Origin of the sequence: Paenibacillus sp. FSL L8-0340 (genome assembly GCF_038593145.1) — a bacterium.
Lineage (GTDB): Bacteria > Bacillota > Bacilli > Paenibacillales > Paenibacillaceae > Paenibacillus_AQ.
On the sequence record NZ_CP151967.1, the window covers coordinates 7,132,628 to 7,155,196 of the forward strand.

Genomic DNA, 22,569 nt, shown 5'->3' on the forward strand with positions numbered 1-22,569 from the left:
GATATTCCTTAAGAGACCTTATCCCTTAATTGCCTCTCTGATTACAGGCTTGCGGCCCAGCGTCACTCTATTCTTGCCGGCAGCCTTCGATAGATACAACGCCTCGTCAGCCTCACGGTATAAGTCCTCAAAGGCGATATCACTTTGCTCTGTAAACGCAATCCCGATGCTTACGGTGAGCTGGATACTGTGTCCGCCGTCCAGTTGAACAATATGCTCGCTCATTATGGAACGGAAGTTCTCAGCTTCCGCCAGCGCTGCCCTCTCACTGCCGGTAAAAAAGCATACGGCAAACTCCTCACCGCCCACTCTGCCGGCAATGCCGTTATCCTCGTACACCGCAAGTATTTTACCGGAGAGATCGACCAGAGCCTGATCACCCGCTATATGCCCGTATGTATCATTGATTAATTTGAAATCATCTATGTCGAACAGCAGCAGGGCCATCCCTGCCCCCTCACGAATCGTGTACTTCTGCACCAGGCGCATGAAATGCCTGCGGTTGTACAGCCCGGTCAGATCATCAACCGTTGCCTGATAGAGCAGCTCCCGCTCGTACCGTTTCTTCTCACTGAGATCGCTGACCACAATAAGCATGCCGGAAGGCCCCGTCTCTCTGCGCCCTGAAGCAATTAGCGACACCCCGTAACAGACATCCGTGGTGCCGGGGGCCTCGACTTCGAACTGCCCTTCAACCCGTTGTCTGTAGTAACTGGCGATGTCACCATAATGCTCCAGCAAATGATGGATGCTCCGGCCTTCCCAGCTGCTTGTCTGCTCTCCAATCAAAGCCGATAACATGGTCTCTGCGACTTTATTGACGTCGATAATGCTGTCATAACGGTCCGTCAGCACGATGCCGTCCTTCATATTCTCGAAGATCTTGTTCTTGGCCAGCGGATATAGGGAAAGCCGAGGATCGCGGAACAAGGACAGGTACGCCGCCAGAACCGGAGGCAGATATGTAAATGCTGTAAAGCCTGTAACCGAAATTTTGAGGAGCGGGAGGAAGAAAACAGAAATTACCGGAATTATAAGTCCGGCCAGCAAGAGCAGATTTCTTTTAAAAAAATACTTGGGTGCATTCAGCAGAGATAGGGCCAGCAGATAGACGGCATATATACCAAAGAGCTGGTCGTAGGCTATGAGGATCATACTCAGAACCGTCGGTTCAACCATTATTCCGCTTATCCCCGCTACAGTGGTTATGCCAACTTCACTGCGCATCAGATGATGAGCGGAGTCCGTGAAAATCAGCACAACATCCAGCACAACCGGAACGCAAAAGAAGGCAAGCCGCCGGTTTAGCCCTTCCGAAGAACGGGACACATACTCTTTAATCGCCGCGTAAGTAAATATCGTGCTCAAAAATAGCGGAGCCTGCTGAACATTTTTCCAAAACAGCTTGGCCTGAAAGGAAAGGGAGAGGATTTCTCCGGCCGTAGCCGCGAAGATTGCGCTGACAAGCAACATTAAAATCCATAAATAGCGTCTTCCAGGTGTGTTGCGGTGCTTATATGAACTGACGCCCATGTAGAGACTTAGAACACTGCCCATTAGTAAATAATACGGATAACCCTGCATCCATGGCATGTCATATTTCTCCTAATTTTGAGATAGCTTTGCCTTATTATATCCTACTATTTCGCACAAATGAATCACTCCTTGAAAAAATTACTTTCTTTTCGGGATTGTGGAAACTGAATGTCCAATAGGCAAATGTGCCGGTTATGCAGAGGGCAGGCCAATATACAGGAAGACCCTACGGGCAGCCCGTAGAGTCTTCAAAAGGTGAGAAGCGAATTTTTAATTATGCCAGTTTCCAATTGCTAGGGTGCTGTTCCAGAAAACAATCGACGCAATCTCGATTTGGTCTTCCCTTTCAGATAGTACATGGGTTAATCAACTACCTTTCGGAATACACATTCACATGCCGTTCCATCCGTTAATTGATACCTTCCACTTCCCACCTGCTTATTATTACCCGCTCCCAGCGGCGGCCAAACAATAAATGACAAAAAAAAAGAGATCCCGGTCCGCCATCTGCATGACTTCCGTAATCTCCCTGTTTGTCTGAAAAATGTTATTTCTTCTGTGCCAGACGCTGTTTGAACTTGTCCACGCGGCCGCCAGTTTCTGCATCTCTTTGTTTACCTGTATAGAACGGGTGCGATGCGGAACTTGCGTCCACACGAATCACCGGATACGTGTTGCCATCTTCCCATTCCATTGTTTCACCGGATGACTTAGTAGAAGCGCTCAGGAATTTAAAGCCTACGCTGGCATCCAGAAAGATAACCTGGTTGTATTTCGGGTGTATGCCTTCTCTCATTGCAATAACCTCCTTCCCGGGTAAATAATGCTCTATGGTAACATGAAGCCATCTCTAGGTCTATTTAAGCAAAGATACTTAGACGAAGGGAAATGCATAATTTCTACGATCAAATTACGCCACTCCATCATACGCGATCCCAATCCCGGAGTCAACCTTTGTCCCGTTTTTATTCCTATTCTCTTCCGGTAAATGTCTATATAGATAACTTCCTATATTATTAGCTTGTCCTGAATTTTCATATTAAACATCATATTCGAGCTGCTTCTTGGCCTGAACAATGAAATCAAACGGATTCTCGATGGTTTCGGCCTCATATTCCACAGCACCAATCTTCAGTCCCAGATTTACCTTGTATTTGGTAGAGAACTCCGTATCGTTTAATTCCTGAAGCTTAAATTTGATCCGTTCAATGACAATCTTAGCGCCTTCCCGGTCGGTAAACAGCAGCAGCCCCCAGGTAGCATCGTCCTTATCCAGTAAATACAGCGCATCATTGGTACGAATGCTGGACTGGCTGAGCTGGGATACATCATAGATAGCCTCGGACAGTTGGTCATCCGGAATCAGCCGGCGGATCTCACTCCAATATTTCACCTTAATCACAAGCAGCGTAAGCGGGATCTTGTATCGGGTTGCTATGCCTGTAAAGAGGCTGGCATCCTTCTGGAAAGATACGCTGTTCCGCAAATCGGTATTCTCGTCTACCGTGGCCAAATTGGCGCTTTTCTTCATCAGCCGCTCGTTCTCTGCCTGCAGCTCGCGGCTGCTTGTAGTGAAGACCCATAACACTACGGTAAGCAGCGGTGTCATGATCAGCCAGAAATAGGTGTCCAGACCGATCGTTTCCCCCTGTGATACCGTCTGGTAGACGATAAAGAACCCATAGCCGAAGATGAAGGCGAGATTCAGCGTGAGCCCGGCGGTTACCGTGGTGAAATAGGTGACCAGCGCCAGCAGAAACGCAAGATTCAGAATGATGATATTCTGGATATAGTGATCCGGCGAACCGGAGATAAATACAATACATATGAATACCAGCACCAGAAAGGCCAGAAAGCCCAGATCGGATACCAGACCGCTGCGGTTACGTCTCACGCTGATCACCACGTTTCCTGAAATGTTTGCGAAGCAGCAGAAGCAGCGCCACAAGCACCAATGTGACCACAAGTACGACTGCAACCACAAAGCCCAGCACATCGCTGCGGGCTGTAATTTGCTTTAACACCGAATCCTTGGCCGCACCGGTAATCGTCTTGAACCGGTAAGCGCCGACGTTGCCGTCCTTATCAAGGATGACCCCGTCGCCATACACCTTCCACTTATCCTTCTCGGTAGAAATCAGCTTGGAGGCCAAGTAATAATCCTCCGGGTTGACCCCTGTTACTGCCAGCAGCCCGCGTCCATTCTCATACGGGGAATTGACAAGCTGCAAGGTTCCGATTTCCGCACCATACTTCTCTTCAATACTCATCTTCTCATTCGAGAGGAGCGTTGAACCGTCCGTATTGTAGCGGAAATAGAGCTTGTCGTTATTGTCCCGGATTACCTTATTATTCTTGTAGGACCCTATGGCAATGATATTGTTATTCTTCAGATTATCCGCACCTACATCATCCGTATAGTAGTGGATATCTCCTGTATTGCCGCCAGCATACCGCCCAAGCAGATTGAAGACATTGCCCAGACTTTGATAGGAGTAATCATCCATCTCAGCAGGCAGTACAACAGCAACATGGTTATAAATTTCATCGCGCAGGAATGGATACGGATAGTTATTGAACAGCAGTTCCGTGCGGTCTTTTGTATTCAAATGCATCGCTGACTCTTTGCCGATATAGGCCCAAGGCATTTGCTCCGTATTCGGCGTGCAGACGGCACTTGCCATTTCCAGATCAAAAGCGACCGTAACAGAGAAGTTTCCGGAAATATTCAGGCTTTGCGGCACCGATACATTCAGGGTATCGCCGTTAGCCAGCTCCTTCGTCAGCTTCTTGCTGCCAATTGGCGTATTATTAATGCTCACTGTAACCAGGGACCGCTCAAAATCAAGATTCTGGGCATAGCGGAAATCCAGACTGATTTTACCGGAATCGGCAATGGAACGGTTAGAGGGCAAGGAAACAAAATAAGTCCGTTCCTGATGATTGGGTCCGGTCAGCTTGTCGCCCGTCTCGGCAAAGGTTACATTCGAACTGATGGAATAGGCCGGATCGGCAACTTCGGTGGCAGCATCAACTGCCTTCACCTCACTGCTGATCTGGCTGAGCAGCTCCTGGCTTGCGAGCAGCCGTCCGGCTTTGATCAGCAGGCTTTCGTCCTTCGAGGTTACTACCAGCGTTGGCCGGGTATCCGTCTGGACCAGCTGAACCAGGGCATGGGTACTAAGATCCTCAGTGGAGCTTAAGAGCTTCTTCAGTCCGGCGGGAACATGGTCATACATCGCCACCACGACCACGAAGCTCTTGTCCTTGATCGTATCCTCCCGGTAGGGCAGCAGCGGAATCGTCCGGTCTTCCAGCGTGTTCCCCTTTACCAATCCCGACAAAGCATAGGTGGCAGACTCCAGCTCAGAACCGCTGGCATTCTCCGGTATGGCAATAAGACTCTTATTGCTGTTTAACGTATCAATCCCGGAGAACCTTTCCGTGAAGTCACTAATGCCTCCGGTTAGTGCCTTCGGGGTGTACATCACTGCAATGCTGGAGGTGTTGAACAGATGCAGCCAGCTGCCCTGCTTGTTGTCAACATAACATATTTGGTCATCTGCTGTCGTGGTCCGCAGATACCCCTGAATGCTCAGCGTATTGCTACCTTCTCTCAGAAACCCTTTAGGTGCACTAACACTTAAGCTCTGCTCCCCGTTATTCTGCAGTGACGGCCTGAACGAGTAGAATGGACTCCCGTTAAGCGACAGGGTGACACTTGAAATCTGCTCCTCTGTAATTTGCGAAACTTGAAAATGCAGATTGATTTTAAGCTCATCAACATTCCAATAATCCATTATTGTGAAGTTCTGCTGCATGGAGCTTGATCCCGAAAGGGCAGTATCCGTTGCGGTAAAGGATGTCTCATAAGTCAGCCTGCCATCTCCGGGAAGTGCCGGCGCGGCAGAAGCCGCAGGGAGCTGGATCAGGAGCAGGGAGAAGCAGAGCACCCATAACAACATCTGTTTTTTTATCATATTCCGTATCTCCTGTGCATCTTATTTCTCTTGCTCCGGCCGCTTTAATAGCGTTCGGTTTTGTACCATTTGGCTTCCCGTTTGAAAATGACGTCCTTAAGATAGTTGTATAAACCGTAAGCGGCGACAACCATCCAGAGCTGGCAGTATGAAACATACATCAGCAGAATGATCCATAGATTAGACAGGCTCATCTCGCCCTTCTCCGTCGTCAGCGTGACGAAGATTCCGACCACAAACAGGATGATGGCAAGCAGCCACAAGAAGCTGCTGAGTCCGGCAATCGTAGTATGGACATAACCCATCGCATGAAGAATTAACAAGATATCCGAAGTCACAAGCGAGATCAGGAGCAGGAAGTAGATCGACAAGTAATACAGGATATCAAAGCGTATTTTGGCAGCCGACTTATTGAAGAGCAGCGGAATGTTCTTGACGATTACATAGATATTGCCTTTCGCCCAGCGTGTCCGCTGCTTGAACCAGACCTTCACCGTCTGCGGCTCCTGCTCCCAGGTCACCGATTTCGGCTGAAACTTGATCCGGTAGCCCATCATGTAAATCCGGAAGCTGATCTCGGTATCCTCAGCGATTGCTTTGACATCCCAGCCGCCGATGCTCTCCACAATAGACCTGCGCATAATAAAGTTGGTGCCGGGAATGGTGCAAAGCTTGAACAGCTTCCACCGTCCCGCCTGGGCCATCCACTGAAAGGACAACGTCTCAATATTAATAAACCGGGTGAGCAGGCTCGCATCACGGTTGCGGGTTCTGAATTTTCCGATTACCGCGCCAAGTGTGGAGTCGTTAATAATCTCCGCTACCAGATAGCGCAGCGCCGTTCTTTCCGGTGTATTGTCAGCATCATAAATGGCGATCAATTCGCCCTTGCTGCGGGCAAAGCCTATATTTAGCGCATTGGATTTGCCTTTGCCGCCCGTGACCGCATCCGTGTTAATGATCATCAGATTGCGCTGCGGATGTCTTTTCTGAATGCCACCCAGCAGCAATGCACTATTATCCGAGGAGTTATCATTAATGACAATAATCTCATAACGGTCATGCGGGTAATCGAGGGCCAGGAGCGACTCTACGGTCTTACTGATGACCACTCCCTCATTGTGTGCGGGAACCATGATGCTGACAAAGGGATACTCGCCCTTAATCTCGGGGACATCTTCGTTTTCCGTTGTGATGTAATATAAATATCCCGCGATGATTAAAGCCACATTCACAAGCAGCAGCGACCAGATACAGATCACCGCGATCACCATCAGCACATCCGATATCGTCATATTCTTCTCCTACTATTGATAAATTTTCTTTATTTCAAATATTTTCTCCGGTACATCCTGTAACCGATAATCAACAGGCTGCCGAACACTAGCAGAGAGATGATGATGACCACAATAAAAAACTGATTTTGCGCACTGAACAGCCGGGTGAAGCTTTTGACCTGCTCCTTCTGATACTGGTAATCGCTGTCCACCACTTCCGGGGCATACCCGACATTAAGTGCCTTGCCGCCCATTCTGATGACCCCGTCAGCAGAGGCAATAGTGTTCGTATCGGTAACTACCTTATGGGCTCCCTGCTTATAATCGGCAAAAGAGATCCAGCTCTGTTCCACCCAGCGCAGCATGGATTCCAGTCCTTCTTCGTCCTCCGGAAGATCGACAACAACCGCAGTATCCAGCGGTAACTGGGGCATAGCCTTTCCGGTATGCCGCAAACCCTGGAGGAACTCCGGCGTTACACTGTACAGGCTGGAGGCAAAAACCGCCGAAGTGTCGGTCTGCTCCATATACCGGGCTTCTTCATCCGGATACAGCACAGCTGAGTCGAAAAAGCCCATTCCTGCCCCCGCATACTCTTTGTCGTAGATCCAGTATCCTTCCGCTCCAATGCCCAGCGGTGCTATACCGCCCGCCACCAGCACATTGATGAACCCGTTCATCTTGCCCTTTAGCGAGCGGTCACTCAAGCTGATAGGCGGCCTTACCGCAGGGGCGTTCACCACAATGCTCCCGTTGCGGGATTGCACAATTCTCAGCGCCTCCAAATAACGCTTCATCGCCGGGAAGCCGGTGTTGCCGAACACCGGCCGGACACTGGCAATGAACGGAATTCCGTTCTGATAGAGCCGGTCTGCTGTCTTCTCCAGCAGCTCAAAATCCGAGAACGGGTAAATCTCCTTCAGCACCAGATAGGTTTGAGGTGCCGCAGAAGACGGAAGCCAATCCTTCAGTACATAAGCCATTGCGACAGTGCTGAAATTCCCTTTCTCCAAATAGGGTACATAAGTGTATTGTCCCCGGCTCACGGCATACGGCGCCTGCAGACTGCCGCCCTGAAATGAAAAACTTCCGTAGGCGTGCGTTGCCTTGCTCGCCGCAATATAGGGCATGTCTGGCACATTCAGGCTGACTCCGGAGAACTCTCCAATAGAAAGGCTGGCGTATTGTCCGCGAAATACAGCCGTGGATAGCTGCAGCGACTGCTTCATCTTGACTGGGATGTTGTAGCCAACATGCAGAACTTCCCCCCGATAATTATCCGCGTCCTCTAGGTACGCCTTATTCGTAATGGCAAGATCTTCACTGTTTATGACTGTTATCACGCTGGAGTACGATGCCAAGGTGCCTTGCTCGTATTCATCCAGGCTCATTAGTGTAACTTTGGTGCTGTAGGCGGCCAGCAGCCGCTGAAGCTCCGTGATATTGCCTTCCCGGGGCGTTCCTTTCGCCAAGCTGTCGAACAGCAGCAGGGTCTGCTGCTGTGCGGGAGCGGAATGTACGGGAACCGGAGCCGGAAGCAGCAGTGCTAATATAACCAGCAGCAAGCCTATGATTCTCTTGCGGTTCAAGCACTCACGCCCTTTTCGGCTACGGGATATTCGCCTGCAGGGAGGGCAGGGCTCGCGGGAGTCGCGGTTGAGATTTTCCTTTTCAAGAAGAGCCCCCGTCCAATGACACTTGATACGGTAAAGAAGGTCACTAAGTCAAACGACAACGTGAACAGGAATTCATGCTTGGCAATGTCGGCATCGCCCGCTCCGATAATAGATACAAAGATACCGGACAGCCCCACCAGCATCGTCGCTATTATCAGCAGCAATCTCTGCAGGCCTCTGAAATTCCCGGCTTTCGCTGCCGTCACAAAGGACGGCGTAAAAATCCCTATAATAACCGCCATCCATAAGAGGATAAAGGCGAAGGTTCGCGGGGCCAGCTTTTCTTTAAGCATACTGTAAAGAGTGAAGAAATGACTTTGCGCGCGGAATTCCTTACCTGCTGATTTCTCGTAGTTGCCCATCGCCGCAGGCTTGATGGTATAGGCACTTTTCGCGGCAGTATCCAGTATAGAGCCCATCTGGGCAGGATTGGCCAGATAATATTTCAGGACCGAGACAAAGCCGTACTGGCTGTAGAAGTCCTTCTCCAGAATGTCCGATTTCACATCAACTGTGCCGTATTGGTCGTAATACGTATTTTCCCTCAGAATCGCGTATTGCTCGTTGATACCGAAGGATTTCAGCGCCGTTTCCGGATTGTCGGATTGCATCATCACCCCGCGGGTCATCGCATGATATTGGTTAATATTCACGAACTCCTTGGAGATGTTCAAATAGGTTGCCACACCCGTGATCATCATCAGTGCCGCAGCAGCAATAGTAAGCCAGCGGAAGAGACGTTCCCTGCGAATCCAGATAAGCGAAAGCGCGAACAGGGAAATCACCATGCCCACCGGAGCATTCTGCTGCTTGGAGGTCGTCAGGATCAGCGTACTGATCAGAAACACCGCCAGCATGGCATAATCATTGTATCTTCCGCGGTAGAGAAGCAGCCATGAGGCGAACATGAACAGCATAGTAATCATCACAATGCTCTCGCCAAAGAAGGAATTGAAATACGCCGTATAGCCGGTATCTCCGAAGATAACAATCGCAATGACCGCGGTAACCATCCCCCGTCTGCGGGACATGCGGCAAGTAACAGCTTCTATTAACAGATAAACAGCTGCGACATAAAGAACCAGATAAATGGCCGCCTGAAAGCGGATATCAAAGACCTCTTTGCTGAAGAACAGCTTATTGACGCCGATCGCCAGCTTAATAAAGAGGGATTGGGAGGAGACCAGCATAGAGCTGTTCTCATTATAATATTGATAGATTCCGAACTGTTTAACAAAATAGCCAAAATACTGGCTGTCATAATCCGGCAAGTTGAAATAGAGGCCGTTGCTGTAAATGATGCGGAAAAAGTCGCCGTTATCGGCCATCCCCACATAGGGAGCCGTAAACAAGGCGATAACTGTAATGATCAGTACGCCAATGGCCGCTGTCAAAGCAGGGGTTACCGTTAAATCAACAGGGATTAAACCTCTGCGCAAAGGTATTTTCATTGTGTTGTCATCCATGCGGGTTCACCTTCGTTACTATTAGATTAAAATTAGTAGGAATAAGCGAGTAAGGCCATAAGATTGTCAAAAGAATAGGCTTGTCCCGTCTCAGGATTTCCGAACCCGCCGTATAGGACACTCCCTGTATCCGTAACTCTAAATTCGTTCATTCTTTCTATACTTCTGCTATAAAGAGAGTCGTCGCCGATCTCCGCGCCAATTATTGCCGTAAGGGCATAAATTGCCGTGGAGCGGATATCATTGGCCGGCTGGCCGTCCCTGGTGTATTGCCCGTACAGCGTTCCCGCCTCTACCTGCTCCTTGATATAGCGGATACTCTGTGGTTTCTGCCGGTCCACCTCAGCCAAATTCAGAATACTCAGCAGCGATTCCACCGTATTGATTTTTTCCGAGCTATAGTTTCCTGTCTTATAATTAAATCTCGTTTCATAGAACGGGAACTCATCTGACAAATACCCGTCCTCGAGAATTGTGTTCATGTTGTGTAATAAAATTCCGCGAATTTCGTCATCTATCGACAAATTTTGCAAGACATCCAGATTAATATAACATAAAGTAACAAAGTCATTGGTTACCCGGAGATCATTGTCATAGAAATCGTACATATATCCATCTTTTACATTATTCCGGTAAAAAGTCTTAGAATATTCGGCTGCTTCATTCGTGTATTCCTTGTTGTCAAAGGTGTCTCCTGCTGCATATAGCGCACCGATTAAGCGTAAATCATCAACGGCGGCATTAAGGGGGTATTGTTTTTGGAGTTTCGGACTATAGCGATAGCTGAAACCGCCCTCTATACTGAACGTTTGCTTCGCCTTTGCCCATTCTGAGGAGAACAGCTCCTTATTACCGTTCAGTACGGCGATCCTCATCATGAGTGAAGCCGACTCGCTCAGCACTTCGTGGCCAGTGGCAACTTCTGCCGTCTGGCCGGTGTCCTGCAAATTTGTATAGACGCCATAAGGACCCGTAAGCTGTTTAGCAATAAATGTGTACAACTCCTGTTCTTCTTTATCTATATGGACGGCTGGTTGGGTCCTTAACGGAGTAGGGGATGAAGGCAGAGAACCCGTGCTGATCTCCGGGGAAGATATCGGCTGCTCCCCATTGCTTTTGCAGGAGGCCAATACACATAGAGACAGCATAATAGCCGCGGCTTGAACGCTTTTATTTCCCAATCTATCACTTCCTTTAGAGATAGCATTAAGGTTTCGATACTATTATAACGGTAATATAAGTCACTAAATGTAGATTAATGTTGATCATTATGTGTCAAACCAATAAAAAATATCTAAATATTTACATTTTATGCGCCGAATAGACAAAAGCCGCCCTACAGGTCATTTACCGGCCCGGGCAGCTTCATTTTTATGCATATAATGGCTCTATCCTTTAATTCTCCGGTACGTCTCCTCATCCGACACAATATATAATCTGGCATCTTGCGGAATGGGCTGATTAAGCTTGCGGTTGATGCTCAGGTCGCCGTGGTCAGACAGCAGGGTTGCTCCCCGCGAAAGCAGATCCTGAAAGGCATCTCCATAGGTTTGCCAAGCGGCATTCCGCGGAATCTCATAAATGTCGTCGCCATGCTGGCGGCTGAGCAGCTGAGTGATGACTTCCGAATTCCCCTCCTGCAGTGCGGAACGCACAGCCAATCTGGAGATGGCATCATGCGACAGCACGAACTCATTCACCTGAACATGCCGGAAATTCCGAATGTTCTTCTCCTGCATAATCTCTACAGTAGTATGTACCTGCGGGGCGAGCCGCTCAATGCTCGAAGCGATCAGCAGCGACTTGCCGTCAATCAGCGAAGCTTCGTCGATCCGGTTGTCACCGAACACAATAGCTGCCTTGGCTCCATGAATATTGGCCTTCTGCAGAATTTCATCACTGGAGGCATCACCGCTGATAAAATGAACCTGTTCCATATGCTCCAGCGGATGACGCCCTGATTCGTCAATAATGACGATCTTGCATTTCGGTGTGTAGCATAGAATCTCTTCGACGGCTGCCTGCGTTTTGCGGCTCCAATTAATCAATACAATATGATCTGCGGCGTGAAAGCTCAAGGTTCCCGCTCCTCTCCTTCTCTGCACCTCTCCCATGGCCTCAACAATCTTTCCGATGACCAAGCTGAGCAGGCCGATGCCGAACACGTACAAAAATATGGTGAACAGCTTTCCCATTACCGAAGTCGCAAAAAAGTCACCGTATCCAACAGTGGCCATCGTAGTCATGACCCAATAGAAGGCGTTGAACCAGTTATGAAATGTACCCGGCTCCAGAATAAACGCGATGGTTGCGCTCAGAACAATAAAAAAAAGGATTATCAGCCCAATTGACTTCTTCTTTAGACGCATCAGCTTTCCGGATACTCTGAGTAAAAAATGCACCATTCCGCCCCGCTTCCGCTGTTAAATAGGGCTGCCGCACCGTGACCCGGCACGCGCAGCCTTAGTCTGCCGGCTCCTACAGGGAGCCCGCTGAATTAAATAATCAGACTGCTGACGGCAAAGGCAGTTCCGATGAATACCAGGCAGAGCATGGTGCCTACGGCCACATTCCCCTGCTCTAGCTGTTCGGAAATCCTGAAATTGGGAGTAAGCAGTTCAAAGATCCAATAAGCGGCGATCAGGCAGACGTAACCTACCGCAAACCATAACATCATGTGCCAGATAGAAGTATTCGTATATGCCGCTACGCCCAGTACGATCGCTGTGGCCAGAAATTTGCCTCCCAGCGCCAAAGCTACAGCCACATTGCCTTTCTTCAATTCCTCCATATCCTTGAACGGAGTCATCAAGCCGAATACAACCATGCCAAGCACCTGAAGCAGAATAATAGTCAGAACGCTGACTATCAAATTAATAACAATCGTCAATTGGCCCACCCCCGAAATTTCGCATAAGCCGAATCATAGTCGGCAAAATCATGCACTTCCTCCAGTACCACGGAAGCTGTCTTCTCTTTCTCCAGCGCTGTATAACGCTTGTCGTCAATCGGCTGCTTGATCCGGTTGCCGGAAGGCAGCTCAAGCACGGCGAAGTTTCTTGTCTTCTCCTTGAACTTGGTCTTATAGACCCCGACAAGATCCACATCGGTGGTAATAGATACTTTAAGATTCTTCAGATCCTCTGCAGCCGTCTTCTGGTCTCCATACGATTTAAGCGTGGACCAGGCGGACAGGCGGATCTCATTCTTCTGGTCAGCATCTGTAATCAACTCGGCATCCATGAACTGCAGCGTCCAGATCTTGTCTCCAGTGGCATAGTTGCCATCGTTCGGGAGCAGCTCATTATCCGGCAAAACTGTCATGTCGCTGCCGATCAAATCACCCACTGTGCTCTCCACTACCCGGTAATCCCACGGCACACGGGATACACTGTCCGTTGTTTCCGCTGCAGGAGTACCTGTATGAAACACACTGTCCTCATTGCTTGAGCATGCGCTCAGCAGCACCGACAACAGTAGTATTCCAAGGACCGCGCCCAGCCGAATTACCCCGAAGCGCCCGGTCCGCACCTTTCTACTTTTACTCATCTCCAAGTTCCCTCACTCCTAGCGCGATAAAATGACTGGCATTGCCTGTAATCGGTCCGCCTGCCCGCCCGAGCAGGCCACAAGGTTTCCCGTTAATGACGAACATGCCGGTGAGCAGATGAAACTCCCCCTCGGCTGTCTGAATCCGGGCCATTTCGGCTCTTTTTTGATAGACGGTAGGGAATATTGTACTGCTGTCAAAACCTTCCTCGTCCTGCAGCTCAAGTGTGCCGTTGTCATCGAAGAGACGTACAGAACCGCCTTCACGGCCGAATACAGACTTCGAGACAAAACTCCCGGAGAACACCGGCTTATTGTAGGTCGGCAAAATATAGCGGGAAACCGCCTCGCGCTCTTCCTCACTAAACAGCAGCCCCAGCTCATACATCCCCCATGCCGCTGCAATCAATCCCTTGGACTGCAGCAGGATGCTGTGCGGTCCATTGAACAACTCCAGCTGTCCACTCTCCACGGCATAAGCGAGCGCATCGCCGCCTTCGTCTACCGCCATCCATTCCTTGGGATAGAGCGCGAACATCCGCTGAATAACCCTGTCCTCTCCATCCCGTACAGTCCCTTCATCAATCCATAGATCGAGACAATCCACGCACTTGATATCCAGACCGCTGTGCTTCACAAGCGCCTCAATCGTGCCGGAGTCTTCCTGATGGGAACCGTAGGCGACACAAGCCGCCGTGTCCGGCCGTTCTGTGCCCCAAGCTGACGCAAGAAGTCCCTTCATCGCTCCATTGGGGCTGGCGATTCCCGCCTGCTCGCAGATCCAGGGCGTAGCGATGGAGGCCTCCACATAACCGGTAGGCGTATCGGCATTCAACTCCAGCAGCTTAATCGTCCCGTTGTCCGCCACGGCGAAATCGAACCGGGCATAAAGGCTGATGCGGCCCGGCTCCGGCAGCGGGCATTCATCAAGCATCTGCCACAGGACGGGGGGAATGCCGAGCAAATCATATAGGTCATGTCTACGGTGGACATAGCGGACTGTTTTGTCCAGTATAGCCCACAGCTTGACCGAGGCTTCTTCAAGTTCCCGGTAAGTCTCGCCGCGCATCACCGCAACGGCATCAAGCCAGTATTCTTCATCCTCCAGGTCTGCCCAGGTGAAGCCAAGCTCATGCAGCTTCTCCACTCTTGGCGCCCGTTCCAGACCGGATTGATCTACAAATTGAAAGACACTCTCTGCAGAACTCATCCGCCGAAACCGCTCTTGCTGCTGGAGCTTCTGCCGGCGCTTGATTTCGAGGAGCTTGATTTGCTGCTGGAGCTTGAACCGCTGGAACCTAAACCGCTGGATGTGCCCCCAATGCCGCCTTTCTTCGAGGATGTCCCTCTTCTCGTAATGGAGCCGGTGGAGGAAGTAGAGGTTTTCGGTTTTGCCACTGATCCGGCTACCTTCTTGTTCTGGAAGCTGCCGCTGTTGTAGGTTGGCGGCTTGTAGGTAGTCCGGGTACCTCCGTAATAGGTCGGCCGGTCCTTGTACCAGCCTCTGGAGGAGTAGAATGAGCCGCTGTTGAACAGCATGTGATACAGCAGCATATCATCCCAGCCGAAACCCGAGCTGTAACCGCCATAATTGTTAATGACGGTTGTCCCGCCGGAGGTTACCACCCCGCTGCCCTCCTGCACGGTCTCTTCCACATTCCCTTCCGGGTACGGAATATTCCAGTCTACATTTTTATCAAAATAAGCCTTGACCTCTTCGGTGGACCAGGAGACAAGCTTCGGCTCTTCGCCTGAGCTGCCGCTGGCACCCGCCCCGCCCGGTACGAACAGTGCATTGGCCAGCAGCGCAATCCCTAGCGAGGTGGACAATACACGCAGCGGCTTGCCTTCAGCATTGAATAGTTTAGACACGGCGGGTTCTTTAGCATTTTCATCTTTTCCCAACATGGGCCCCTCCTTTCCTGACAATTTATCCTTCAGCACGCATCGGAACCAGCAAAAGCTCCAGCTTTCCCTCGTCCACGTTCAGCCGTCCTTCCACTGCCTCATACTCCCGGCTGCCCACTACAATATAATTGACATGCTCCAGGGCAGTAATCATATTCATGCTCCAGGTACGTTCCTCGATGACACGCAGGTCGCCTTCCGGCATTTTTTCAAACAGGATGACTTTCATTCCATTATCCACTTATTACCCTTCTTTCCTGATAGCTGTTTATGCTTCTGATACGCTGTAAGCACAATTTCGTTTCATGAGCCCGCAGTCCATCCCTATCTATTTTATCTGTTTGGGTCCAAGTAAATTCTAGGGTATTGGAATAATATTGGCAATCGAAAATATGTTAATGGAAGTCTGACCGGTTCCGTATATTTTGAGCAGCCGCGAAAGCAGCGGCAAATAGGGATACCAGCAGCAGACTCCCGGGAATACGCTGCCAACATTTTAGCATACCTCCTCCCCCTCTCTAAAAAAAGCCGATTCCATTTATTTCGGAACCGGCTGTAATTCTTATTAGAGGTGCATATTGGAATTACTGTGCATCCTGCACGGCGGCAGGAGCTGTATTATCCTGTGTTTTGGATAAGAACAGATTCAGAATGATCGCAGTAAGCGACCCGGAAACAATACCATTCTGCAGCAGCATTCTGGCAAACTCCGGCAGTTGGTCGAACATGGAGGGCAATACCGCCGAGCCCAGGCCGACAGCGATGCTGCAGGCGGCAATCAACAGGTTGCCATCCTTGCGCAGATCGACCTCGGAGAGGATCGACATCCCGGAAGCCGCGACCGAACCGAACATTACGATCATTGCCCCGCCGAGTACCGCATTCGGCACGATTGTGGTTAAAGCGGCCAATTTAGGCAGCAACCCCAACACAACCATGATACCGCCGGCGGCAAAAATCACATTCCGCGTCTTGACACGGGTCAATGACAGCAGTCCGACGTTCTGGGAGAATGCAGTATACGGGAAGGCATTAAACAGCCCTCCAAGCATTATCGCGAGACCTTCCGAGCGGAGGCCGTTGACAATCTGCTTCTGCTCAACCTTCTGGTCTGTAGCCTTGCCTACGGCAAAGTATACGCCGGTTGATTCTACCATGGATACGATATTTACGATAATCATCGTGAAAATGGCCGTAACGTTAAACTCGGGCCAGCCAAAGTAGAACGGCTGGGCCACGCTGATCCAAGAGGCAGAACCGACAGTTGAAAAATGTACAATGCCCATAAAATAGCCGATAGCTGTCCCGACAACCAGACCTACCAGTACAGAAACGGAACGCAAGAACCCGGTTGTCAGCCGGTTCACAGCAAGAATCACCAGCAGCGTAATTAAGGCCAGCAGCAAATTACGGGGTTCTCCGAAATCAGGTTGTCCCTGCCCGCCGGCCACATTATTCATAGCAACCGGAATGAGCGACAGCCCGATAATGGTCACTACAGAGCCGGTTACCACGGTCGGAAAGAACTTCAGCAGCTTCCCGTAGATCGGGGCGGCAAACACAACGAATAATCCCGATATAATAATCGCACCATAGGCTGTTGCCAGATTGGAATCCAAGGCGATAGCAATAATGGGGCTAACCGCAGTGAAGGTGCAGCCCAGCACCACCGGCAGGCCGCTGCCGAAATATTTGCTGCCCATGACCTGCAGCAGCGTAGCCAGTCCGCAAGTGAACAAATCCGCAGCGATGAGGTAGGCCATCTGTGTTCCATTCAGGTTCAGCGCCCCTCCGACAACAAGCGGCACAATGACCGCGCCGGCATACATGGCCAGCACATGCTGGAGTCCTAATGCGAAGACTTTTTGTTTGCTTAACATCCTGCACTCTCCTTGATCATTTCTTTAATATCAGCAGTATTGTCTATAAAATGAATTTCTCCCGGCGCCATGGAAGCGATTCGTGCCAAGGCATGCACGGGGATTCCTCTTTTCTCCAGCAAACTGCGTCCTTCCTGAAAGCTCTTCTCGATCACGCAGCCTACGCCAAGCAGCTCTGCACCGGATTCCTCCACGATATCAGCCAGTCCCACCAAAGCAGCGCCCGTAGCCAGGAAATCATCGATGATCAGCACTTTGTCGCCCGGGCCCAGATATTTCTGCGAGATGCTGATCCGGTAGTGCTCTTGACGGGTAAAGGAATGCACCGGGGCCGAATAGACGTCCTCCGACTGTGTGATGGCTTTCTTCTTCTTGGCATAGATGAATGGCACCTTCAAGGCAATGCCTGCCGCCATCGCAAACTGAATTCCGCTGGCCTCAACCGTCAACACCTTCGTAACTGGCAGATGCCCGAAGATCGTCTTGAATTCCTGCCCGATCTGCAGCGCAAGCTCCGTATCCACCTGATGGTTCAGAAACGAGTCCACTTTCAGCACCGTATCCGACAGAATCAAGCCCTCTTCTCTGATGCGTTCCTCTAATATTTTCATTACTGCGGGTGATCGCTCCTTTGATATGATTTGATGAATTCTTTGAATCGTGACATAAAAAAGACAGATCCCCTTGAGTGTTTCTCAAGTGAATCTGTCCCTCTGGGTTTTTGTCCCTAAGTGGTGTAACACATAAGCAGTGTCCGCATCGCTTGGACCAGCCCTTCTTCTGCCGCGGCACAAGAAACGGAACCCTAGACGCGCTATTTCACTCATAGTCGGATAATTACAGTGGTTATCCGGTAGAAACTTATGGGCCATATTCCCAAGATTATATGAGTTGTTTATGAAATGTCATAGTAAATACCTTGTATATCTTACACGCTCTGTCTGAACCTTACAAGTAAAATTTTAAGCATTATTTCATCCATTTATGACATGTTTTCATGAAATACACATGTTTTCAATCGTCCTATTAGGCAAGCGTTTGTTTCCAAGCACACTCCGCCCGTATTGCTCACGATTTCCGCCCCCATGCATTTATGATAAGGAAAACTACTCAGAGAGGAACGATACGGGTGGCCAAACAAAAGGACCGGATTGTCGTTATCATTCAAAAAGGAAAACGGCGGATTGTTACACGGACGCCGCTGGCGGGAGTAGACCGGCTCGTATTTGTCATCAATAATCAGTACACCAACGCAGCCAATACCACCCAAATTGCCAGCGGTGCGGGAAGAAGCAGCGCAGCCGGAAGCAATGCGGCCATTGCTTCCCCTTATACACGCCAGCAGCAGAGCGTCGGCGCTGGGGGAGATGCCGCTAACCTGGGGAGCAAAGGACGAAACGGAGGCAAACATCCTCTCCCTTTGATCTGTCCCCGCGGCAAGGAGATCGTCGTTGTCATCAACAACCAGACGGTCAAGCTCCCTAAAGGCAGCATGAGTTCATCGGCCACACAGGTAGGCAGCGGCGGCGGAACATACAGTACGGGCGGAACCAACTCTGCCATCGACAGCCCCTATACACGCCAGCAGCAGGCGGTCGGCGGGGGCGCTGGAGGCCATGCCCTGAACAGGGGTTCAGCCAAGCACCGCCAGAGAAGAAGACGGTCCCGTTAACTTTTGTCCGCAATTCATAGAGAAATCTGAGAATAACGCCAGTAAATCCTGTTCTTTTTGCGGATTAGCCGGCGTTTTCTCTCGCCTTCCCCTATCGCCTCCTCTCTATTAAAAGTATAATTAAAGGTGATTCGTGATACTAACTAGACAAAGGACGGGCGAGCATGACAATAAAACAACGGGTTTGGTTAGCATCATCTGCCTTTATCCTTTTTCTCAGCAGCATGATTGCTGTATCTATAATTTATCTTGAAGGGGTTCCTCTACTCCTGTCTTTAGCATTTGGTGCAGCCGGCATTATTCTTGGAAGTGGACTCATGATGAGTATCCAGCGGAACATCCGCCGGGGTCTGGATAGGATTATGAAGATATCCGTAGATATTGCGCAAGGCACCCTCGATTCCTCCGCAATCAGTCCCGAAACTGGAGATGATTTCGGGGAGTTAGCGCATTCCTTTCACGCTTTAGCCGTTAATCTGGAGCACAAGACCACAGAAGAACGCAGCCTGCGCCTTCAAGCCGAAGAACAGGCCTGGATCAATACCCAAGTTACAGAAATGGCCCTGATGCTTCAGGGATCGGTACATTTAGAGACCGCAGCCCGGGTTTTTATCGGCAAGCTGAGTGCCGCTGTCAGCGGAGCCTACGGAGCGGTCTATTTGAAGCAAGGGGACAAGCTGCACTTCACCGCCGGTTATGCCTTCGATGAAGCCGCCAGCCGCCGCGAACCCTTTGCGCTTGGCAGCGGACTGGTTGGACAATGCGCACTGGATCAGAAGATGGTCGTGCTGCATGATCTGCCGGAGCATTACATCCGCGTGCATTCCGGACTGGGTGAAGCTGCCCCGACTACGCTGATCCTGGTTCCTGTTATTTATGAGCAGGATGTTGTCGCCGTGGTCGAGCTGGCTACCCTGAACACATTGGCTGACAAAGACTACGAATTGATTAAACGGACCGGCCGGAACATGGGCGTGCTGATCAATACTTTGGCAGACGTGGCCAGAATCGAGGAGCTGCTGGGTGAAACCCAGCTGCAGAAGGAAGAGCTGGAGGCCCAGACGGAGGAACTGCAGGCCCAGACGCAGGAGCTCGAAGCGCAAACCGAAGAGCTGCTGGCACAGACCGGTGAGCTGCATTCACAGACCGAGCAATTGCAGGCGCAGGGAGAAGAACTGCAGATGCAGGCAGACAGCCTGCTGACCTCGAATGAGCAGCTGCAGCGGCAGATGGAATTGACGGAAGAGCAAAAAGCCGAAATTGAGGCCCAGGCCGATGAATTAAAGCTGCAGACGGAAGAACTTTTTGCCTCCAACCAGGATTTGCATAAGCAGATGGAGATTTCCGAACGGCAAAAGGAAGAAATACAGGCACAAGCCGACGAGCTGCTGGCGCAAACCGAAGAACTTCAAGCGCAGACTGAAGAGATCTCGGCAGCAAATATTCACCTGCAGCAGCAAATCGAACTTACCGAGCAGCAAAAAGAAGAGATCAAAACCCAGGCGGAAGAAATCTTCATGGCCGCCCAGTACAAATCAGAATTTCTAGCCAATGTATCGCATGAGCTGCGCACTCCGCTGAACAGCCTGCTGATTCTGTCGCAGATTCTTGCCGAGAACAAAGAAGGCAATCTTGGCCCTAAGCAGCTTGAATATGTGCATACCATTTTCTCCGCAGGCAAAGATCTGCTGCAGCTGATCGACGAGATTCTCGATTTGGCCAAGCTTGAGGTAGGTAAGATGACCGCTGTCCTTGAACCGGTCTCCTTGCATGATCTAAGCAACCACCTGTTCCGCCACTTTGAGCAGCAGGCCAAGAAAAAGAATATCCGCTTTGATGTCCATTGTGACAGCAGGCTGCCTGACCATCTTATGACCGACGGCCACAGGCTGCAGCAAATCATCAACAATCTGTTATCGAATGCTGTTAAATTCACTCCGGAGCAGGGCTCCGTCTCTCTATCTATCCGCATGAGCGGAAATGAGGCGGTCTTCTCCGTCAGCGATACCGGTATCGGGATTCCCGAATCCAAGCTGGAGAGCATCTTTGAGGCCTTCCAGCAGGCGGACGGCACAACCAGCCGCAAATATGGGGGAACCGGTCTTGGCCTGACCATCTGCCGCGAGCTTTCCACCATGCTAGGTGGAAGAATTGAAGTTGAATCCACAGAAGGCAAAGGCAGCACCTTCTCCCTGGCTATTCCCGCTGTTGAGCCGGAGGGTAACGCTCTTGCCCAGGCAGCTGCGACGTTCGCAGCTGCCGCCAGCAGTGAGCTTCTCAATCCGGACACCAGCAGCCGGGAGAATACCGCCTTCCGGGAATCCTTCGTGCCCGATATCTCCATATCCAATCCGAAGCTGCTGCAATTCGCAGAAATGGAGGATGACCGGGGAAATCTGCTCAGCGATGACACGCTCCTCCTGATCATTGAAGAAGATGCCGAGTTCGCGGCCATTCTGCTGCAGCTGGCCCGCAGCAGAGGCTTTAAAGCGATCGTCGCCTTTCAGGGCGATCAGGGCCTCGCTCTGGCACATGCCTACAAGCCGGATGCCATCCTGCTCGACCTGCATCTTCCCGTCCTTGACGGCTGGTCAATCATCAGCCGCCTGAAGAGCCGGCCGGAGCTGCGTCATATTCCGGTGCATGTGATCTCAACCGCAGAAGAGAATCAGCAGAGCCTGGCCATGGGCGCACTCTCCTTCTGGAAGAAACCCAGCGATCAGGCCGAGCTGGAAGCTGCCTTCCTGCAGATTGAAACCTATATCAGAAGGCCGGTTAAAAGCCTGCTAATTGTTGAGGATAACAAGGATCTGCGCAGCAGCCTTGTAGAGTTCATCGGGCATCCCGATGTACGCATTGTCGCAGTGGGGACAGGACGGGAAGCATTGGAGCAGCTGGTAAGCCATCATTTTGACTGCATGGTCCTTGATCTGGGCCTGTCGGATATCAGCGGCTTCGATTTGCTGGAGCAGGTCAAAACCAACCGCAAACTGCAAACCCTGCCGGTCATCATCTATACGGGCAAGGACCTCAGCAAGGGCGATGAACAACGTCTGAAGCATTATGCCGAGAGCATTGTCATCAAGAACGTGCGCTCCATGGAGCGGCTGTACGATGAAACCGCGCTGTACCTGCACCGCAAGCATGCTGATCTGCCGCCGGACAAGCAGCGCCTGATCGAGAAGCTGCATAATCCGGAGGCGGCTTTTGCCGGGAAGAGCATCCTGCTCGTGGATGATGATATGCGCAATATCTTTGCGTTATCAAGTGTCCTGGAAGGTTATAATATGGATATCAGTTTTGCCCAGAACGGCAAAGAGGCGTTACGGCATCTGGAGCAGCATCCCGAGACCCAGCTTGTATTTATGGATATTATGATGCCGGAGATGGACGGGTACGAGACGATGAAGCATATCCGTGCCATGCCGGAGTATGACCAGCTTGTGATTATTGCCCTGACCGCCCGGGCTCTGGAAGAAGACAGGGTTAAATGTCTGCAGGCCGGCGCTTCCGATTATATCTCCAAACCGATTAATACCACCCAGCTGGTTACTGTACTGAAGGTGTGGTTAATTCAATAATTACCAGACAAACTTCACATTTTAGAAATTTTAGCTGGCTGTGG

Annotated in this window: 18 protein-coding genes and 1 riboswitch; of the genes, 2 read left to right on the forward strand and 16 right to left on the reverse strand. The window is 50.6% G+C overall.

The features are described from left to right. Positions 1 to 18: 18 nt before the first annotated feature. The 16 genes from NST07_RS32650 to NST07_RS32725 form a co-directional block, all read right to left on the reverse strand. Positions 19 to 1,593: a diguanylate cyclase gene (locus tag NST07_RS32650; protein ID WP_341380095.1), complete on the reverse strand. Its 1,575-nt coding sequence runs from the start codon at positions 1,591 to 1,593 to the stop codon at positions 19 to 21. 490 nt (positions 1,594 to 2,083) lie between these two features. Further along, positions 2,084 to 2,332, reverse strand: coding sequence for a type B 50S ribosomal protein L31 (locus NST07_RS32655; RefSeq protein ID WP_038597814.1), 249 nt, complete (start codon positions 2,330 to 2,332; stop codon positions 2,084 to 2,086). Between the two features lie 243 nt (positions 2,333 to 2,575). Next, on the reverse strand, positions 2,576 to 3,430 hold the full coding sequence (locus tag NST07_RS32660) for a diguanylate cyclase (protein ID WP_342480786.1): 855 nt from the start codon (positions 3,428 to 3,430) through the stop codon (positions 2,576 to 2,578). Beyond that, positions 3,420 to 5,516, reverse strand: a complete 2,097-nt coding sequence (locus NST07_RS32665) for a cellulose biosynthesis cyclic di-GMP-binding regulatory protein BcsB (protein WP_341097087.1) — start codon at positions 5,514 to 5,516, stop codon at positions 3,420 to 3,422. The genes NST07_RS32660 and NST07_RS32665 overlap by 11 nt, the downstream gene beginning before the upstream one ends. A gap of 44 nt (positions 5,517 to 5,560) precedes the next feature. Beyond that, a complete protein-coding gene (locus NST07_RS32670; protein WP_341097089.1) occupies positions 5,561 to 6,811 on the reverse strand; it encodes a glycosyltransferase family 2 protein in 1,251 nt (416 codons plus the stop codon). Positions 6,812 to 6,840: 29 nt separating this feature from the next. Next, positions 6,841 to 8,382, reverse strand: a complete 1,542-nt coding sequence (locus NST07_RS32675) for a hypothetical protein (protein ID WP_342480787.1) — start codon at positions 8,380 to 8,382, stop codon at positions 6,841 to 6,843. Continuing rightward, positions 8,379 to 9,920, reverse strand: coding sequence for a hypothetical protein (locus NST07_RS32680; protein WP_342480788.1), 1,542 nt, complete (start codon positions 9,918 to 9,920; stop codon positions 8,379 to 8,381). Before NST07_RS32680 ends, NST07_RS32675 begins: the two co-directional genes overlap by 4 nt. Positions 9,921 to 9,967: 47 nt before the next feature. Continuing rightward, entirely contained in the window at positions 9,968 to 11,116 is a 1,149-nt protein-coding gene (locus NST07_RS32685; RefSeq protein WP_341097095.1) for a hypothetical protein, read from the reverse strand. A 207-nt stretch (positions 11,117 to 11,323) separates the two neighbouring features. Next, positions 11,324 to 12,304, reverse strand: a complete 981-nt coding sequence (locus NST07_RS32690) for an ion channel (RefSeq protein WP_341097097.1) — start codon at positions 12,302 to 12,304, stop codon at positions 11,324 to 11,326. A 128-nt stretch (positions 12,305 to 12,432) separates the two neighbouring features. Further along, entirely contained in the window at positions 12,433 to 12,825 is a 393-nt protein-coding gene (locus tag NST07_RS32695) for a DUF350 domain-containing protein (protein ID WP_341097099.1), read from the reverse strand. After that, positions 12,822 to 13,484, reverse strand: a complete 663-nt coding sequence (locus NST07_RS32700; RefSeq protein ID WP_341097102.1) for a signal peptide protein — start codon at positions 13,482 to 13,484, stop codon at positions 12,822 to 12,824. The genes NST07_RS32695 and NST07_RS32700 overlap by 4 nt, the downstream gene beginning before the upstream one ends. Beyond that, complete coding sequence (locus NST07_RS32705; RefSeq protein ID WP_341097105.1) at positions 13,477 to 14,694, reverse strand: glutathionylspermidine synthase family protein; 1,218 nt, start codon at positions 14,692 to 14,694, stop codon at positions 13,477 to 13,479. Before NST07_RS32705 ends, NST07_RS32700 begins: the two co-directional genes overlap by 8 nt. Further along, positions 14,691 to 15,392 carry a hypothetical protein gene (locus NST07_RS32710; RefSeq protein WP_342480789.1) on the reverse strand — a complete coding sequence of 234 codons (702 nt, stop codon included), beginning with the start codon at positions 15,390 to 15,392 and terminating at the stop codon, positions 14,691 to 14,693. Before NST07_RS32710 ends, NST07_RS32705 begins: the two co-directional genes overlap by 4 nt. 22 nt (positions 15,393 to 15,414) lie before the next feature. Beyond that, on the reverse strand, positions 15,415 to 15,633 hold the full coding sequence (locus NST07_RS32715) for a hypothetical protein (protein WP_179091750.1): 219 nt from the start codon (positions 15,631 to 15,633) through the stop codon (positions 15,415 to 15,417). A 343-nt stretch (positions 15,634 to 15,976) separates the two neighbouring features. Further along, positions 15,977 to 17,272, reverse strand: coding sequence for a nucleobase:cation symporter-2 family protein (locus NST07_RS32720; RefSeq protein ID WP_341097107.1), 1,296 nt, complete (start codon positions 17,270 to 17,272; stop codon positions 15,977 to 15,979). Further along, positions 17,266 to 17,883: a xanthine phosphoribosyltransferase gene (locus NST07_RS32725; protein WP_341097108.1), complete on the reverse strand. Its 618-nt coding sequence runs from the start codon at positions 17,881 to 17,883 to the stop codon at positions 17,266 to 17,268. Before NST07_RS32725 ends, NST07_RS32720 begins: the two co-directional genes overlap by 7 nt. Positions 17,884 to 18,078: 195 nt before the next feature. After that, positions 18,079 to 18,182, reverse strand: a riboswitch (purine riboswitch). A 219-nt stretch (positions 18,183 to 18,401) separates the two neighbouring features. Here NST07_RS32725 and NST07_RS32730 point away from each other — a divergent pair. After that, positions 18,402 to 18,944, forward strand: coding sequence for a hypothetical protein (locus NST07_RS32730; protein WP_231578353.1), 543 nt, complete (start codon positions 18,402 to 18,404; stop codon positions 18,942 to 18,944). Positions 18,945 to 19,108: 164 nt separating this feature from the next. After that, complete coding sequence (locus NST07_RS32735) at positions 19,109 to 22,525, forward strand: response regulator (protein ID WP_341097110.1); 3,417 nt, start codon at positions 19,109 to 19,111, stop codon at positions 22,523 to 22,525. The last annotated feature ends 44 nt before the right edge of the window (positions 22,526 to 22,569 follow it).

Excerpts from the sequence above, each read along its gene's own strand:
- NST07_RS32650 (WP_341380095.1), bottom strand. The coding sequence starts at position 1,593 with ATGCCATGGATGCAGGGTTATCCGTATTATTTACTAATGGGCAGTGTT.
- NST07_RS32655 (WP_038597814.1), bottom strand. The coding sequence starts at position 2,332 with ATGAGAGAAGGCATACACCCGAAATACAACCAGGTTATCTTTCTGGAT.
- NST07_RS32665 (WP_341097087.1), bottom strand. The coding sequence starts at position 5,516 with ATGATAAAAAAACAGATGTTGTTATGGGTGCTCTGCTTCTCCCTGCTC.
- NST07_RS32670 (WP_341097089.1), bottom strand. The coding sequence starts at position 6,811 with ATGACGATATCGGATGTGCTGATGGTGATCGCGGTGATCTGTATCTGG.
- NST07_RS32680 (WP_342480788.1), bottom strand. The coding sequence starts at position 9,920 with ATGAAAATACCTTTGCGCAGAGGTTTAATCCCTGTTGATTTAACGGTA.
- NST07_RS32690 (WP_341097097.1), bottom strand. The coding sequence starts at position 12,304 with ATGCGTCTAAAGAAGAAGTCAATTGGGCTGATAATCCTTTTTTTTATT.
- NST07_RS32700 (WP_341097102.1), bottom strand. The coding sequence starts at position 13,484 with ATGAGTAAAAGTAGAAAGGTGCGGACCGGGCGCTTCGGGGTAATTCGG.
- NST07_RS32705 (WP_341097105.1), bottom strand. The coding sequence starts at position 14,694 with ATGAGTTCTGCAGAGAGTGTCTTTCAATTTGTAGATCAATCCGGTCTG.
- NST07_RS32710 (WP_342480789.1), bottom strand. The coding sequence starts at position 15,392 with ATGTTGGGAAAAGATGAAAATGCTAAAGAACCCGCCGTGTCTAAACTA.
- NST07_RS32720 (WP_341097107.1), bottom strand. The coding sequence starts at position 17,272 with ATGTTAAGCAAACAAAAAGTCTTCGCATTAGGACTCCAGCATGTGCTG.
- NST07_RS32725 (WP_341097108.1), bottom strand. The coding sequence starts at position 17,883 with ATGAAAATATTAGAGGAACGCATCAGAGAAGAGGGCTTGATTCTGTCG.
- NST07_RS32735 (WP_341097110.1), top strand. The coding sequence starts at position 19,109 with ATGACAATAAAACAACGGGTTTGGTTAGCATCATCTGCCTTTATCCTT.